12 protein-coding genes are annotated in these 15,231 nt (G+C 73.6%); 5 read left to right on the plus strand and 7 right to left on the minus strand.

The annotated features are described in order from the left end of the window. The first annotated feature begins 1,227 nt into the window (after nucleotides 1-1,227). Nucleotides 1,228-2,430 carry a peptidoglycan recognition protein gene (locus tag ACFXGN_RS25660; RefSeq protein WP_384863488.1) on the plus strand — a complete coding sequence of 401 codons (1,203 nt, stop codon included), beginning with the start codon at nucleotides 1,228-1,230 and terminating at the stop codon, nucleotides 2,428-2,430. A 97-nt stretch (nucleotides 2,431-2,527) separates the two neighbouring features. Here the strand turns inward: ACFXGN_RS25660 and ACFXGN_RS25665 are convergent, their stop codons facing one another. Continuing rightward, entirely contained in the window at nucleotides 2,528-3,568 is a 1,041-nt protein-coding gene (locus ACFXGN_RS25665) for a VWA domain-containing protein (RefSeq protein ID WP_384863491.1), read from the minus strand. A 316-nt stretch (nucleotides 3,569-3,884) separates the two neighbouring features. Between ACFXGN_RS25665 and ACFXGN_RS25670 the strand changes: the two genes are divergently transcribed. Beyond that, a complete protein-coding gene (locus tag ACFXGN_RS25670; RefSeq protein WP_384863494.1) occupies nucleotides 3,885-4,250 on the plus strand; it encodes a hypothetical protein in 366 nt (121 codons plus the stop codon). Between the two features lie 57 nt (nucleotides 4,251-4,307). Here ACFXGN_RS25670 and ACFXGN_RS25675 read toward each other — a convergent pair whose 3' ends face one another. The 5 genes from ACFXGN_RS25675 to ACFXGN_RS25695 all read right to left on the minus strand — a co-directional run bounded on the left by ACFXGN_RS25675 (nucleotide 4,308) and on the right by ACFXGN_RS25695 (nucleotide 11,704). Further along, complete coding sequence (locus ACFXGN_RS25675; RefSeq protein ID WP_384863497.1) at nucleotides 4,308-5,171, minus strand: ABC transporter permease; 864 nt, start codon at nucleotides 5,169-5,171, stop codon at nucleotides 4,308-4,310. Next, on the minus strand, nucleotides 5,168-6,280 hold the full coding sequence (locus ACFXGN_RS25680; RefSeq protein WP_384863500.1) for an ATP-binding cassette domain-containing protein: 1,113 nt from the start codon (nucleotides 6,278-6,280) through the stop codon (nucleotides 5,168-5,170). The genes ACFXGN_RS25675 and ACFXGN_RS25680 overlap by 4 nt, the downstream gene beginning before the upstream one ends. Nucleotides 6,281-6,424: 144 nt before the next feature. Next, entirely contained in the window at nucleotides 6,425-6,580 is a 156-nt protein-coding gene (locus tag ACFXGN_RS25685) for a VenA family class IV lanthipeptide (protein ID WP_366443363.1), read from the minus strand. Between the two features lie 44 nt (nucleotides 6,581-6,624). Further along, nucleotides 6,625-9,291 carry a class IV lanthionine synthetase LanL gene (gene lanL / locus ACFXGN_RS25690; protein ID WP_384863503.1) on the minus strand — a complete coding sequence of 889 codons (2,667 nt, stop codon included), beginning with the start codon at nucleotides 9,289-9,291 and terminating at the stop codon, nucleotides 6,625-6,627. Nucleotides 9,292-9,727: 436 nt separating this feature from the next. After that, the gene (locus ACFXGN_RS25695; RefSeq protein ID WP_384863506.1) at nucleotides 9,728-11,704 is read right to left on the minus strand and encodes a heavy metal translocating P-type ATPase; all 1,977 of its coding nucleotides are present in this window, start codon (nucleotides 11,702-11,704) and stop codon (nucleotides 9,728-9,730) included. A 95-nt stretch (nucleotides 11,705-11,799) separates the two neighbouring features. Between ACFXGN_RS25695 and ACFXGN_RS25700 the strand changes: the two genes are divergently transcribed. From ACFXGN_RS25700 to ACFXGN_RS25710, 3 genes are all read left to right on the plus strand, one after another. Beyond that, nucleotides 11,800-12,189, plus strand: a complete 390-nt coding sequence (locus ACFXGN_RS25700; RefSeq protein WP_384863508.1) for an ArsR/SmtB family transcription factor — start codon at nucleotides 11,800-11,802, stop codon at nucleotides 12,187-12,189. Between the two features lie 263 nt (nucleotides 12,190-12,452). Further along, nucleotides 12,453-13,025 (plus strand): hypothetical protein, encoded by a 573-nt coding sequence (locus ACFXGN_RS25705; protein ID WP_384863511.1) that lies wholly within the window; start codon nucleotides 12,453-12,455, stop codon nucleotides 13,023-13,025. Between the two features lie 155 nt (nucleotides 13,026-13,180). Continuing rightward, nucleotides 13,181-13,897 (plus strand): phosphatase PAP2 family protein, encoded by a 717-nt coding sequence (locus ACFXGN_RS25710; protein WP_384863514.1) that lies wholly within the window; start codon nucleotides 13,181-13,183, stop codon nucleotides 13,895-13,897. 7 nt (nucleotides 13,898-13,904) lie between these two features. Here the strand turns inward: ACFXGN_RS25710 and ACFXGN_RS25715 are convergent, their stop codons facing one another. Then, complete coding sequence (locus tag ACFXGN_RS25715) at nucleotides 13,905-15,230, minus strand: glutamate-1-semialdehyde 2,1-aminomutase (RefSeq protein ID WP_384863517.1); 1,326 nt, start codon at nucleotides 15,228-15,230, stop codon at nucleotides 13,905-13,907. Nucleotide 15,231 lies beyond the last annotated feature (1 nt).

Here is a 15,231-nt window from a genome sequence, read left to right on the forward strand (position 1 = left end):
GGCCACCGATGTGGCCGCTGCGACGGTGAAGGCGCCTGCTCTCTTCACATGTGCGCGCAAGTCTCCCCCAGGAGAGAGGAATTGGGGTGGGAGTGGTCGGTTCCGGCCGGGGGCACAGGAGGTCGCCCGCCGTCGGTCAGCGCAGTATGTGAGGTCGGCGGGAGGGCCATCAACGCGGATCGGGGCCCGGACGCCCGGGTCATGGGGTTTCCGGCCACCGAGGGGCCGCGCAGTGCGAGGGGACGACGACGGGTGTGTGACCGGACGACGACACCGGTGCGATGCCTGTGCGACGGCGGCGCGGGCGGGACGCTCGAAGACCGTGCTCCCGGGCGGGTCCCAGAGCGTTCTCGGGGTCCGGGACGGGCAAGGGCGGTGCCTGGACGCCAACTTGGCTGTAACCCGGTCCCGGAAACGCGATTCGGCACCGCCCGTCACGGGGCGGGGATTCCGGACGGATCGGTGGGGGACGCGCCGGGGCGTCCCTTACGGCAATTCACCGGGTTCCGGTCCCGGCGGACGTGAAAGGGATATTCCGCCGCCGCTCGGGGAACCGCGCGGCGAGGAGCCGAAACCCTTCCTCTCGCGCCCTTATCCCCCGAAGCTCTTCCGTCGCAGCCTTCTCGTGTCCCGTCGAGCCCCTGCCCGCGCGGGAGTTGTCGCGGAAAGGACGCCGGGGCGTTACGAGGCCATGGCCGCGTGCTTTCTCTGGCACCCGCCGTGCGGTCTGCCTGCGGCTCCGCACACGGGAAGCCCGACGGAGCCCGGCCGTCCCCATGGAGCGGTCGGTTTTGAGTCAGGCGGCCGAAGCGGAGTCAAACGCTCGCGGAATTCGACCAGTTGACGCCAAGTCAGTGGGCGGGGCGGTTGCGCGGGGTAAATGACTTAATGTCCCCGCCGCCTGGATTTCGAGGAACCTGATGGTGTATAAGCAGGACGATCTCCCTATCGAACGAAAGAGCGACCATGTCAGCCACGGAAGGCCCCCCGGTTCCGGAAAGGCCCGGAAGAACCGGGACCGTCCCGGAATTCCGGAAGCGCGCCCGCCGTCCCGCGACAACGGCCGCCGTCGTCGGCCCGCCCGGCCCGCGGGACGGCCGCCGCGCCGGTCCCGGCGCCACCGGCGCGGGCCGCCACGTCCGGAGCTCCACCACCGCGAGCGCCCCCGGAGGAGGCGCCCGCGCGCACACCGACACCTCCACCCCGTACCGAACCACGAGGAAACCCGTGACCCCGAAGCCCCTCCGCCGGACCGCCCGCGCCGCCACCGTCGCCGCCATCGCCACGGCCGTCCTGACCACCACCGGTCTCGCCGCGCCCGCCGCCACCTCCGCGCCCGCCCCGGCGCCCACCGCCACCGCCGTCAAGGGACTGCGCAGCATCGCCCTCGACGGCACGGACCCCGCGCACCGGGCCCTCCCGGCCCGCCGCACCGCGCCCTTCAGCATGATCGGACTCACCTGGGCCGACCCCCGCGCCGAGCTCGGCGGCACCGCCCAGGTCCGCACCCGCGACCACATCACCGGTGTCTGGTCCGGCTGGCGCACCCTCGACCTGGACGTGCGGACCCCCGAGACCGCCCGTGACGCCGGGGCCAGGGCGGGCACCCAGCCGCTCTGGACCGGCCCCGCCGACGGCGTCCAGGTCCGCGTCACCGCAGGGAAGAAGCTGCCCGGAGGCCTGCGCGTGGAACTGGTCGACCCGACCGCGACCGCGACCGCCGCCCCGGTCCGGACCGCGACCAGAGCCGTGCTGCCCTCGGAGGCGCGCACCGTCACGACGACCGCGACGACGACCACCGTCCAGCCCGCCATCACCCCGAGGTCCGGCTGGGGCGCCGACGAGTCCCTGGTCCTGAACCCGCCGACGTACACCGCCCAGACCAAGGCCGTGTTCGTGCACCACACCGCCGGGAGCAACGACTACACCTGCGACCAGTCGGCCGCCGTCATCCGTGGCATCTTCCTCTACCACGTGCAGGGACAGGGCTGGAACGACATCGGCTACCAGTTCCTCGTCGACAAGTGCGGCACCGTCTTCGAGGGCCGCGCGGGCGGCATCGACAAGCCGGTCCTCGGCGCCCAGACCTACGGCTTCAACACCGACACCACCGGCATCGCCGTCCTCGGCAACTACAACGACGCCGTCGCCACACCGCCGCTGCTCGACGCCATCGCGGGCGTGGCCGCCTGGAAGCTCGGCCTGTACGGCTACGACCCGGCGAGCACCGTCAACCTCGTGGCGGCGGCGGACAACGGCCTGTACAAGAAGGGCCAGGTCGTCGCCATGCAGCGGATCTCCGGCCACCGCGACGGCTTCCCGACGGAGTGCCCCGGCGCGAACCTGTACGCGGACCTGCCGCTGATCCGCCAGCTCGCGGTGAGCCCGGCTCCGGTCCCGACTCCGGTCCCGGCGGGCCAGACCGGCTGACGTACCGCCGACGACGGGGCGGAACCCCCGGGCCCGCCCCGTCGTCCCGTCCGCCGCCGCGACAGGCCCACACCGGTCACGGCCCGGGCCCGGGGCGTCAGAGCATGAGCAGCAGACGCGTGTTCGTCACCAGCTTCCGGTTCACACTGGTGCTCTGGACGAAGATCGTGAAGTCGTCGTTCTGATCGGGCTTGACGCGGGCCTCCGCGTCGGGCAGACCGAGCAGCGCACGCGCCTCCGGACCCGAGTACACCCGGTCCGTCTTCTTCTCCAGGACCGCGATCCGCTTCCGCGCCTGTACCTTCTCCGCCTTGCTCAACTGGTAGAACGCGCCCCCGGACCGGTACGTGTGACCGGACTCGACGACCCACTCCCGGATCGCGACGTCACGGGTCACCGGGATCAGCGCGTACGCCCCCGGCTCGACCGGGGTCAGCCCCGCCGCCTCGATGGTCTCCCTGTTGACCGCGTCCGCACCGGTGGAGAACACCGTCCGCGACCCCCGGATGCCCTTGGTGCGCCCGATCATGAACTTCTCGGTGGCCTCCTGGATGACCTGACCGGCCTCCTCCAGGCCCCGGGTGCTCGTGGCGTCCCAGACCGCGACGTTGTCCTGGGGGAAGCCGCACCGCACGGCCTCCCGCCTGCCCGCCTGGTCCGGCACCAAGACGGCCAGCGTCCAGTTGTCCTCCTGCCGCTCGATCATCGAGGCGACGGCCCCGGCCAGCGCGCCCGGCCCCCCGGACGGGACGCCCGCACAGCGGTGGCTCGCGTTCTCCTGGCCGTCGGTCAGTACGAAGGTGAGGAAGCTGTGGTCACCGTACAGCTGGGCCGTCCGCGCCAGTTCGTCCTGCGACTTCAGGGTCGCGGCGAGCAGCGCCGTCATCCCGCCGACCCGGTACAGCTCCTTCAGGGACGGCATCCGCAGCACGTCCTTGTCGTAGATGACGCACTCCACCTCGTCCGCGAAGACGTACACCGTCACACGGGTCTCCTGGTCCAACTCCTGGGACCGGCGCGCCAGATAGGCGATCTGCTGGTCGGCGACCTGGACGACCTTCCGGCTCAGAGCGGACATGGAGGAACTGGCGTCCAGGACGAGCGCGACGTGATTGATGTAGTTCTGGGTTCCGGACATGGCGGGGCCCCCTCGGTTCCGTCTGGATGATGCTTCCAGCCTGTCACCCGGCACTGACAATCCCCCGAGCCCGAGCCCGAGCCCGAGCCCGAGCCCGAGCCCGAGCCCGAGCCCGAGCCCGGGGGAAACGTCGGCGCCCCGGGCCCGGACGGGCGCCGTGCGAACCGCCCGCCCCGCTCAGCGGCCGTAAACCGCCCAGGAGTTGTGCCCAGAAGAGGACTGTCTGTCCCGTCCCGATGTCGGATACCAATACTGCGGCGCCTGGTGAGGCCCGCCGAAGGCCGGCGGCAGGTCCAGCGCGCCGGGAGGAAGTCCCGTGTTCCGCATCCGTCACGCCGCCGCGATGGCCACCGCCACCGCCGCCGTCTTCGCGCTCTCCACCGGACCCGCGTCCGCCGCGCCCGGCGACACCGTCAACATGTGCGCCAGCGCGCTGACCCCGAGCGGCTGGGTGGACGTCCAGTGGTGGAACAGCAGCGGCTGCGGACCCGGCTTCACGCCCAACAGCAAGCAGATCAAGGACCTGCGCGGCTACCCGGTCGGCACCCAGGTCAACGCCTGCGGCTCCACCTGGCCGCCCGCCGGATGGACCATCGTCAGCACCTACTACTCCAGCTCGTGCCGCTACTCCGCCGTCCCGAGCCTCGACCCCAACACCTGGACGCTGAAGCGCACTTCCTGAGCCCCGCCGCCGTCCTCCCGCCCCGGCCACCGGGGCGGGAGAACGGCACGGTCCTCGTCACTCCGGACGGCTGAAGCGGCGGGTGGCCCACCACAGGGCGAGCGCGCCCCCGGCCAGGAGCAGCCCGGCCTCCAGGAGCAGCGGCGGCTGCCAGCCGCCCCACGCGATCCCGCCGACCGCCTCCTGGCCCGGCACCCGCAGCCCGATGCTCCGGCGCAGCAGGTCCACCCCGTACGCGATCGGGTTGACGGCGGCCAGGGCGTGCGCCCAGCCCGGCATGTTCTCCAGCGGGAAGAACCCGCCGGAGAGGAAGAGCAGCGGCATCATCACCACTCCGAGCAGCGTGTGGAACGTCTCCGGCCTGCGCAGGCCCACGGCCAGGGCCAGGGCGAGCGCGGTGATCGTGAACGAGGCCAGGAGCATCCCGCCGAGGAGCGTCAGCAGCAGGACCGGGTCGTACGGCAGACCGACCGCGCCGGACAAGGACAGGAGCACGGCCCCCTGGACCGTCGCCACCAGCGTGCCGCCGAGACAGCTCCCGAGGAGCAGGGTCGAGCGGCTCACCGGAGCCATCAGCAGCTCCCTGAGGTAGCCGCTCTGCCGGTCGGTGATCAGCCTGATGCCGACCATGATGGCCGGGGTCTGCACGGTCATCATCAACATGCCGGGGAAGAGGTAGGTCTGATAGCCCACGCCCAGCTTCGCGTCGGGGATCAGGGCGGCCATGCCGCCACCGAGGATGAACAGATAGAGCACCGGGTGGAGCAGCATCAGCGCCGTGTGGGCGCGCTGGCAGGCCAGCCGCAGCAGGTCCCGGTGGACCAGGGCGTGGATCGCGCGCAGCTCGTGCCGCAGCCGGGGCAGCCGCTCCCCGGCCGTGACGTCCGGGGCGCCGGGGGTCTCCAGGGTGAGCGCGGTCATCGGCCGCCGCCGTTCTCCGCCGGGGTCCGGCCCGGAGCGGGAGCGAGGGGCGCGCGCCCGGACTGCGCGGCGTGGATGCTGCGGCCGGTGTGGTGGAAGAACACGTCGTCGAGGGTGGGCGGGGTCGCGGAGGCGGCCTGCACCGAGACCCCGTGGGCCTCCAGGGTCGCGCACAGCCGGGGGATCCAGGCGCTGCCGTCCGGCACCCGCAGCCAGACCCCGTCGGCGTCCACCGAGACGGCGCGGTCCGGCGGCACCACCCGCCGGACGACCCGCCGGGCCCGGACGTCGTCGCTGGTCCGCAGCACCACCCGGTCGTCCCCGACGGCCGCCTTCAGCGCCAGGGGCGTGCCCTGCGCCACCAGTCGCCCGTGGTCGATGATGGCGATGCGGTCGCAGTTCTCCGCCTCGTCCAGATAGTGGCTGGTGACGAAGAGCGTGCTGCCGTGCTTCTCCCGCAGGGCGCGCAGGTGCTCCCAGATCTGGGCACGGGCATGGGGGTCGAGACCGGTGGTCGGCTCGTCCAGGAAGAGCACGCTGGGGGCGTGCAGCAGCTGACGGGAGATCTCCAGGCGCCGCCGCATCCCCCCGGAGAGGGCGCGGACCGGGGAGCGGCGCCGGTCGGTCAGCTCGGCGGTCTCCAGCACCTCGGCGGTGCGGCGGCGCGCGGTGCGGCGGCGCATCCCGTAGAGCCGCGCGTGGATGTACAGGTTCTGTTCGGCCGTCAGGTCCGGGTCCAGGGCGCTGTGCTGGAAGAGCATACCGACCTGCTGCCGCACCCGGTCGGGCTCCGTGCGCACATCGGCGCCCGCCACCGTGGCGTGGCCGCCGGTGGGACGGGCGAGGGCGCACAGCAGCGCGATGGTGGTGGACTTCCCGGCACCGTTGGGGCCGAGGAACGCGAAGGTCTCGCCCTGCCGCACGTCCAGGTCCAGACCGCGTACGGCCAGGGTGGTGGTGCCGTCGGGGCCCGGGTAGCTCTTGACCAGGCCGCGCGTGCTGATGGCGAGGGCGGGCGCCGGGGGGTCGTGGCCGGGCTCCGGGCCGGAGACGGCCGTGGTCATGAGGCCCGCGGGGGCGAGATCGTCGTCACCGGCGTGAAGCTGCATGTCGTCTGGTCCTCGTCCTGGGAGACTTCGGCGGCCGTCCCGCCCGTGGTGCGGAGCCGTCGCCGCTGACGGGCGCGCCCGGGAAACGGCCGTCGGCCGACGGCTGCCCGGGACAGCCGTCGGCCGGATGGTGCTGCCTGAGGATCAGGCGCAGCTGATGCCGATACAGATGGTGTTGAGGAGCGTCAGAAGCCCGACGCACTCACAGGTGCCGCTGAACGCGCCACCGTCGGCCCCGACCGGGTCGGTCTCCGGAAGGGCGTGGAGGGCGGCCAGCAGTTCGAGGTCGTTGTTCTCCATGGTGTGACTCCTTCTCTGCGATGTGACGCGGACGGTGTTGCCCGCTAGACCGGCTTCTGGACCATCCAGTGCCGGGGGTCTGTGTGGTCGATCCGCAGGAGGAAGGCCAGGATTCCTGCGGAACCGTCGCTCCAACCGGTCGAGGTCTCCCCGTACTCGTTGGGGAAGACCACGTGACCGTGGCGCCGGGCCCGTTCGGCGACGATGAGCCGGGCCAGCTCCTCGGCCATGGCGCGATAGGCGGGATCGCCCGTCGCCTCGGCCAGGTCGAGCAGGTAGTCGCCGTTGCCCGCGAGCCCGTGGCACTGCGTCAGGGCCGCGCGGGAGGCGCGTTCGGTCACGGCGCCCGCGCCGCGCCGGGCGAGGTCGCCGTACCGGTCGTCCCCGGTGGCCCGCCACAGGCGCACCAGGAAGGTTCCGATGCCCGCCGAGCCGTGGCACCAGTACGAGGCCGTGGGCACGTCCGAGGCCTGGGCGGGCCACTGGGCCGTCTCCCCGACGCGTACGGCGTGGGCCACGAGCAGCTCACCGGCCGCCACCGCGAGGTCCCGGTGCTCGGCGCGCCCCGTCACCTCCGACGCGGCCAGGAGGAACGCGCCGATGCCGGAGCTGCCGTGGGCGAAGCCCAGGTACCGCTTGCCGCGTTCCTCGGAGACCGCCTCGGCGGGCACCGCCCAGCCGGCCCCGGCGTCCTCGTGGAGCGCGGCGGCGACCAGCCGGTCGGCCGCTTCGGAGGCCAGCTCCGCGAAGCGCGGATCACCGGTGCGGTGCCACAGGTGGAGGGCGGCCATGCCGCTGCCCGCGGCCCCGTGGGTGATGTCGTGGCTGAGCGTGGCCTCCTGCGGCGCCAGGGCCAGGGCCAGGGCGTGGTCCGTCAGCCCCCGGTCGTCGAGGGCCCGCCCGGCGTCGAACAGCGCCCACGCCGTTCCGCGGCCCCCGAAGTGCAGTCCGGGGCGGACGGGTCCGGTGCCGGTGGTGCGGTCGGCGATCCAGCGTCCGGCGGTGGCGAGCACCTCGGGCAGCCGGGGGTCCCGGGTGAGTTCGTAGTACCGGGTGAGGACGGCGAGGACACCGGCCGCGCCCTGCTGGACGGTACAGGGGTCGGTCTCCCCGGCCATGGTGGACACCGGCCACAGGTGCCGGTCGTCCGCCGGGGTGAGGGAGTCCACGAGGTGGTCCACGATCCCGGCCACCGTGCCGCGCCGTTCGTCGTCGGCCGCGGCCCGTGCGACGGTCCGGACCCCCTGCCGCGCGGGGTGCGTCTTCCGGAGCGCCTCCCGGGCCGTGGCGGGGTCCCAGCGCTTGGCGGGGTCGTCCCGCATCAGGCCGAGGAACATCTCGGTGAGGCCCTCGGGAAGGCCCGCCGGTGCGGCGCAGGCCGCCAGCCAGTCGGCGAGCCGCTGTTCGGCGGGCCGGTCGGCGGGCTCCTCCGCCAGCAGGTTCGGCACCTTGCCCGCCATGACGAAGCAGGCGGTGGCGCCGAGGCTGTAGTAGTCGGCGGTCGGGGAGACGGGTGCGTCCACGAGCCGCTCGGGGGCGCTGAACCCCGGGGTGCCCACCCGGGTCGGCAGCGGCTCGTCCTCGGTGAGGACGGCCAGTTCCAGGTCGATGAGGCGGAGTTCGCCGTCAGGACGGACCATCACGTTGCCGGGGGTGAAGTCCCGCAGCACACAGCCGTGGGCGTGGGCGGCGGCGACCAGGTCCACGAGCCGCGCGACCTGCTCCAGCGCGTCGGCGCGGTACCGCTCGCTCCCCGTGTCGCGGAAGTGCTCGGCGACCCAGTTGCGCAGGGGGACGCCCGGCACCTCCTCCTGGGCCAGGAACAGATGGCCGCCGTGGGTGAACATCGCCAGCGCCTCGGGCGCCAGCCCCGTACCGCTGAGCTTCTCCAGGGCCCGGGATTCGGCCCGCAGCCAGTCGCGGACGTCGTTCCCCGAGGAGTCGGCCTCCACATGGGGCCGGGTCTCCTTGATCACCACGGGGGCGCCGGTGGTCACGTCGGTGCCCCGGTAGACACCGCCCTTGTTGGTGTGCCGGATCGCCTCCCGTACCGAGAAGCGTCCGCCGAGCAGCACCGGACGGTTCGCCGCGTCCTCCTTGCGCGGCGGCGCGGGCACCGAGGCGGGGAAGGGGGACACCGCCCAGGACGGCGGGGCGTACTGACCCGTGCGCTTGTCCTCGACCGGGTTGCCGTCGGGGTCCTCGATGAACCACACCAGCAGGCCCTCTTCCGAGAGCCGCCGCCGGCCCACGAAGGCGCCGTACCGGTAGTGCACCAGACTGTTCACCGCGTACGGCTGGTCCGACAGGATCCGGGGGCCGGTGAGCCCCGCCGTGGCACGGTGCAGCTCCCGGGCGATCCGGGTCGCGTCCTCGTCGGAACGCGGGTACACGGTGATGAACTTGCCCGAGCTTCCGCGCGGGGTGGCACGGGAGTTCAGCGCGCTCACCTGGTCGAGCGACCGGGCGAACTTGAACGTCGACTCCTCCCGCAGCAGCACGTCCAGCGCCTTCGCGAGGACCGCCGGGGCGGAGGCGGCGCTGGCCGACACGTGCAGCTTCCAGCCCTGCGTGCGCTGGGCCCCCGAGGGGTTCGCGACCCGGCACCACATGTCGTCGGTGTCGGTCGTCCAGCGCGCTCCGGTACCGGTCGCGTCCAGCGCCCGGTCGAGGAGGCTCTCGAACTCGGCTTCAATTGCGTGGCTCGTCATGCGTGTCCCTCTCAACGGTGAGAACCGCTGGTCGGAACGTTGCCCGAAGGTGTTGGGCATACCAACACACCAGACAGCTTTTCACTTGATGCGGCGAGCGCACAGCGCAGTTCACGGCTGTTCGTGCGCGCCGGGGCACAGTCGAATGCGCCGGAGCGCACGCGGGGGAGGCGGGGAAAAGCCATGAGAGGAGGCGAGAAAGCCCAGGTGGCGAGGGGTCACGAGGGGGGAGTGCGCGGCGGGCCCGAGCCAGGGAAGCCGCGCGCCCCCTCCCCGTCTTCCGAAACACCACGGGCCGCCCGCCCGATCCGCTCGGAGACACCGACAGAAACCCCTGGGCGAGAGGCACTTCGGCCCGGGGATGGCAGGTCCCGTCAGATGTGCCGAGGGCGTGACCGGTGGTCGCGGGCCGGGGCCGTGCGGCGGGTGCGTCCGCTCACACGGTGTCCTCGGCCGGGCGGGGCCAGGCGGCTTCGCGCAGCAGGCGCAGGCCGTTGAGGCCGACGATGACGGTGGAGCCCTCGTGTCCGGCGACGCCGAGCGGGAGGGGAAGGGTGGCGATCAGGTCCCAGGCGACCAGGACGGTGACGAACGCCCCCGCGACGGCCAGGTTCTGGACGACCAGGCGGCGCGCGGTGCGGGAGAGCTGGACGACGGACGGGACGGTGGCGAGTTCGTCCCGGACGACGATGGCGTCGGCGGTCTCCAGGGCGAGGTCGGAGCCCGCCTTGCCCATGGCGATCCCGGTGTGCGCGGCGGCCAGGGCGGGAGCGTCGTTGACGCCGTCGCCGACCACGAGCACCCGGCGGCCCTCGGCCTCCCACTCCTTGACGGCGGCGGCCTTGTCCTGGGGCAGCAGTCCCGCGCGGACGTCGGTGATGCCGACCTCGGCGGCCAGGTGCCGGGCGGCGCGCTCGTTGTCGCCGGTGAGCAGGACCGGGGTGCGGCCGGTCAGGCGGGTGAGGGCGGCGACGGTGGCCGCCGCGTCGGGCCGGAGCCGGTCGGCGAGGCCGAGCACCCCCACCGGCACCCCGTCGCGCGCGACCAGGACGACGGTGCGACCGCCCTCCTCCAGCGCGGCGACCACGGCCCGGTGGGCGCCGGGGCCGGAGTCGTCCGGCAGCCGGGCGGGCGAGCCGACGGCGATGCCACGGCCGTCGACGGTGGCGGTGACACCACGGCCGGGGGCGGCTGTGAAGTCGCGGGCTTCGGGCAGGGACAGGTTCCTCTCGCGGGCGGCGGCGACCACGGCGCGGGCGAGGGGGTGTTCGCTGGGGTGCTCGGCCGCCGCCGCCAGCGCCAGCAGGCCGTCCTCGTCCAGGCCGCTTCCCGCCAGGGGCCGGATGTCGGTGACGCGGGGAGTGCCCTCGGTGAGGGTTCCGGTCTTGTCCAGGGCGACGGTGTCGATCTGGCCGAGGCGTTCCATGACGACGGCGGACTTGGCGAGCACGCCGTGCCGTCCCGCGTTGGCGATGGCGGACAGCAGCGGAGGCATCGTGGACAGGACGACCGCGCACGGCGAGGCCACGATCATGAACGTCATCGCCCGCAGCAGGGAGGACTGGAGGGTGGCGCCCAGGGCCAGGGGCACCGCGAAGACGGCGAGGGTCGCGACGACCATGCCGATCGAGTAGCGCTGTTCGATCCGCTCGATGAAGAGCTGGGTGGGGGCCTTGCTCCCGGAGGCTTCCTCCACCATCTTCACGATCCGGGCGATCACCGAGTCCGACGGGTCCCGCTCGACGCGCACGCGCAGGGCGCCGGTGCTGTTGACGGTACCGGCGAACACCTCGTCCCCGGCCCGTTTGGCCACCGGCAGCGGCTCGCCGGTGATGGTGGCCTGGTCCACGTCACCGGCCCCGTCCACCACCCGGCCGTCCGCGCCGATCCGCTCGCCGGGGCGGACCAGCACCGTGTCGCCGACCGCCAGGTCCCCGGTGTCCACCGTCTCCTCCCCGCCGCCGGGCAGCAGACGGGTCGCGGTGGTGGGCGCGAGGTCGAGCAGGCCGCGCACGGAGTCCGCCGTCCGCGCGGTGGCGACGGCTTCCAGGGCGCCGGAGGTCGCGAAGATGACGATCAGCAGTGCCCCGTCGAGGACCTGACCGATCGCGGCGGCCCCGAGCGCGGCCACCACCATCAGCAGGTCCACGTCGAGCGTCCTGCCCTTCAGGGCCTTCAGCCCCTCCCAGCCCGGCTCCCACCCCCCGGCGGCGTACGTCGCGGCGAACAGCGCCCCCCACAGCCATCCCGGGCCGTCCAGCAGATGGACGGCCAGCGCGAGGAGGAACAGCACCAGGGAGGCGAGCGCCCAGCGGGCCTCGGGCAGCGCCAGCAGGCGGGTGCGCCGCCGGGGCGGGACCGGGCGCGGGCCGTCCGCGGGCGGCGCGGACCGCCGGTCCAGGACAGAAGGCATGACGGAACGACCCTTCACGGGCGGGACGAGGCAACAATCCCACAATACAGGAACATGTGAACAGGTCTTCATGTGTCATCGGTATGATGGGGCGCATGGGCCACGGACGCCAGACCATCAGCAGCGCCAGCACCCGCGAGCGCCTCGACGCGGTCGGCACCGCCGACGTCGCCGCCACCCTCCAGGCCCTGGCCACCCCCTCCCGGCTCTACATCCTCGCCCGCCTCCAGGAGGGTCCCTGCTCGGTCGGGGAGCTCGCCGAGGCCGTCGGCATGGAGAACTCCGCCTGCTCCCACCAGCTCCGCCTGCTGCGCAACCTCGGCCTGGTCACCGGCGAACGCCAGGGCCGCAGCATCGTCTACTCGCTCTACGACGACCACGTCGCCGAACTCCTCGACCAGGCCCTCTACCACGTCGAGCACCTGCGCCTGGGAATGCGCGACGCCCCGGCCCGCGAACCCGCCCCGGCCACCGCCGACCGCTGAGCGGAGACCTCGCGGCCCGAGGGGAACGGCTCGCCGCCCGGGGGTCCGGGCCGGAGCGGCGGGGGCTTCGTCGGGCGGGCCGTCGCGCGTCCGTGTGACCCGGCGTCACGGCCCCCGCCGTCCGGACCCGTTCACGCGCGCGCGTGGGGGCGTATCGGTTCTCCGCTCCGGCCGCGAGCGGACCGCGGGACCCGGCGCCCGTGCTTCTCCCCTGCCGCCACCCCTGTTTTTGAACGCGTTCAACAGAGGCGTACGCTGCCCCCATGAGCGACACGAACGGGCCCCGAGCCCTTCTCGCACGCATTCGCGCCTGGCTGATCCTCTTCGTCGTCTGCCTTGTTCTGAGCGGGCTCACGGCCTTCCCGCTCATCACCGAACTCCGGCTGCTCGACTCCGCCCTGAGCACCTGGGCGGCCCCCGTCGCCGACGCCCTGCCCGGACTCGGCGAGTGGATCCACAAGGTCCGGCTCGGACTCGACACCGCCGGCGCCGAGTCCCCGTACCTGCTCTACGGCACCGACTGGCTGGCCTTCGCCCACCTCGTCATCGCGGTCGCCTTCTACGGCGTCCACCGCGACCCCGTCCGTAACGTCTGGGTCGTCGAGTTCGGCATGATCGCCTGCGTCGGCATCATCCCGCTCGCCCTGATCTGCGGCCCGATCCGGGACATCCCCTTCTGGTGGTCGGTGGTCGACATGTCCTTCGGGGTGTTCGGCATCCTGCCCCTGATCCACGTACGCCGGATGATCAAGCGACTGGAAGCGATCGGGGAGCCGCCCCGGAGCCTCCCGGCCCACCGGCCCGCCGTGTCGCCCGCCGGGGCGCCGCCCGCGTGATCCCGTACGCGGTGTGCCGCGCCCGGTTCGTTGGTTAGGGTGAGGCGCCGAGGCCGACCGCCCCCGGCACCCGCACGCCGGACGGGGCCAGGAGCCGCGCTCTGGGGGCCGGTCGAGGCCGCCGGACAGCGGCCCGACACGACGAGGGGGCTCCGTTGGACCGCCTGATCACCACCGCCGAACCGGACGTGACCGACCGGCGGACACCCCCGGTGCTGCTGCCACCCGCGCTGCGTTCGACGCTGGGCCCGGCGGCCGTCCTCGCCGCCCTCGTGGTCCTCCTGCTCGGCGTCCTGTACGGCGACAGGGGCGGACCCGGCACCGTGGACGAGCGGATCGCGGCGGCCCTGGACGACCTCCGGCCACCGTGGCGGACGCTCGCCCTGGCCGTCGACTTCCTGGGAGAGCCCGCCGGAGCCGCCGCGCTGATCGTGGCCGCCGTGGCGGGCTGCCTGCTGCTCCGCCGTCCCCGCGCGGCGGTGTTCGTCGTCCTCGGCACCGGGGTGCCCGTGGTGGCGACGACCCTGCTCAAGCACGTCGTGGGCCGGACCATCAACGGCGGCCACCTGTCCTACCCGAGCGGACACACCGCCTTCCTCACCGCCCTCGCCCTCGTGGCGGGAGTGCTCGCGGCCGGACGCCTCGGCCTCGGCAGGGCGGCCGGGGCGCTGCTGGTGCTCACCGGGGCGCTGCTCGCCGGGGGCGCCATGGGCTGGGCGCAGGTCGCCCTGGACGCGCACTATCCGACCGACACCGTCGGCGGCTGGTGCACCGCGCTCGCGGCCGTACCCGCCCTCGCCCGGCTGACCGACCGGGCGGCCGACCGGCGGGCCGCGCGGACGGCCGGTACCGGCCGCCCCGCACAGCCCTGACGTCAGATCACGCCAGACGGCGGAACACGGGCTTCACCGGCCGCCCCGCCAGCCACGGGGTCGGGTCCCCGGCGTCCAGCGCCTTGCGGTACACCGCGCACGCCTCGGCCACCACCTCCACGGTGCGGTCGATGTCGGCCTCGACGAGCGCGCTGCTCACCACGAACGACGGGGCGAGCACCCCGCCCGCGAGCAGGGCGCGCAGGAACAGGGTGCGGTACTCCTGCGAGGGCCGCCCGGCCCCGTCGAGAGTGGCGAACACCAGATTGCTGGCCCGGCCCCGGACGACGAGGTGGTCGCCGACGCCCGCTCCTGCCGCCGCCGCGCGGACCCCGGCGGCCAGCCGCTCGCCGAGGGCGTGCAGCCGCGCGGTGATCCCCTCCTCGGTGTAGGTGGCGAGGACGGCCATCGCGGCGGCCAGCGAGTGGGTCTCCGCGCCGTGCGTGGTGGACAGCAGGAACACCCGGTCGCCGGAGTGCCGCAGCCCGCCCCGCTCCATCAGCTCCCGGCGCCCGGCGAGCGCGGAGACGGCGAAGCCGTTGCCCAGCGCCTTGCCGAAGGTGGAGAGGTCGGGGACCACGCCGTACAGGCCCTGGGCGCCCGCCTCGGACCAGCGGAGGCCGGTGATCATCTCGTCGAAGACCAGCACGCACCCGTGCCGGTCGGCCAGTTCGCGCAGACCGGCGAGGTACCCGGGCGGCGGCTCGCTGTGCCCCGCGGGCTCCAGGATCAGACAGGCGACCTCGCCCCGGTGGCGCGAGAGCAGCTCCTCCGTGGCGGCCAGGTCCCCGTACGGGAAGGCCAGGGTGAGATCGGTGGTCGCCGCCGGAATGCCCGCGGGCATCGGCGTGGTGCCGATGAACCAGTCGTCGGTGGAGAAGAACGGCTGGTCGCCGCAGACGGCCACCCGGGGACGCCCGGTCACGGCGCGGGCGAGGCGCACCGCCGCGGTCGTGACGTCGGAGCCGTTCTTCGCGAACTTCACCATCTCGGCGGTCGGCACCGTGGCCAGGAACCGCTCGGCGGCCTCGACCTCCAGGATGGACGGCCGGACGAAGTTCCCGCCCCGGTCCAGCTCCCGCCGCACCGCCTCGGTGACGCGCGGATGGACGTGGCCGAGACTGACCGACCGCAGACCGGAGCCGTACTCGACGTAGCGGTTGCCGTCCACGTCCCACACATGGGCGCCCCGCCCGTGGCTGATGACCGGGGCCAGGTCCTCGGGGTACTGGTCGTCGCCCTTGGCGTAGGTGTGCGCGCCGCCCGGGATCAGGGCGTGCAACCGCTCGTTCGCCCGCCGTGAGCGGGGGAGGGGGAAGTCTTCGGTGTTCACG

Origin of the sequence: Streptomyces sp. NPDC059247 (assembly GCF_042754005.1) — a bacterium.
Taxonomy (GTDB): Bacteria; Actinomycetota; Actinomycetes; order Streptomycetales; family Streptomycetaceae; genus Streptomyces.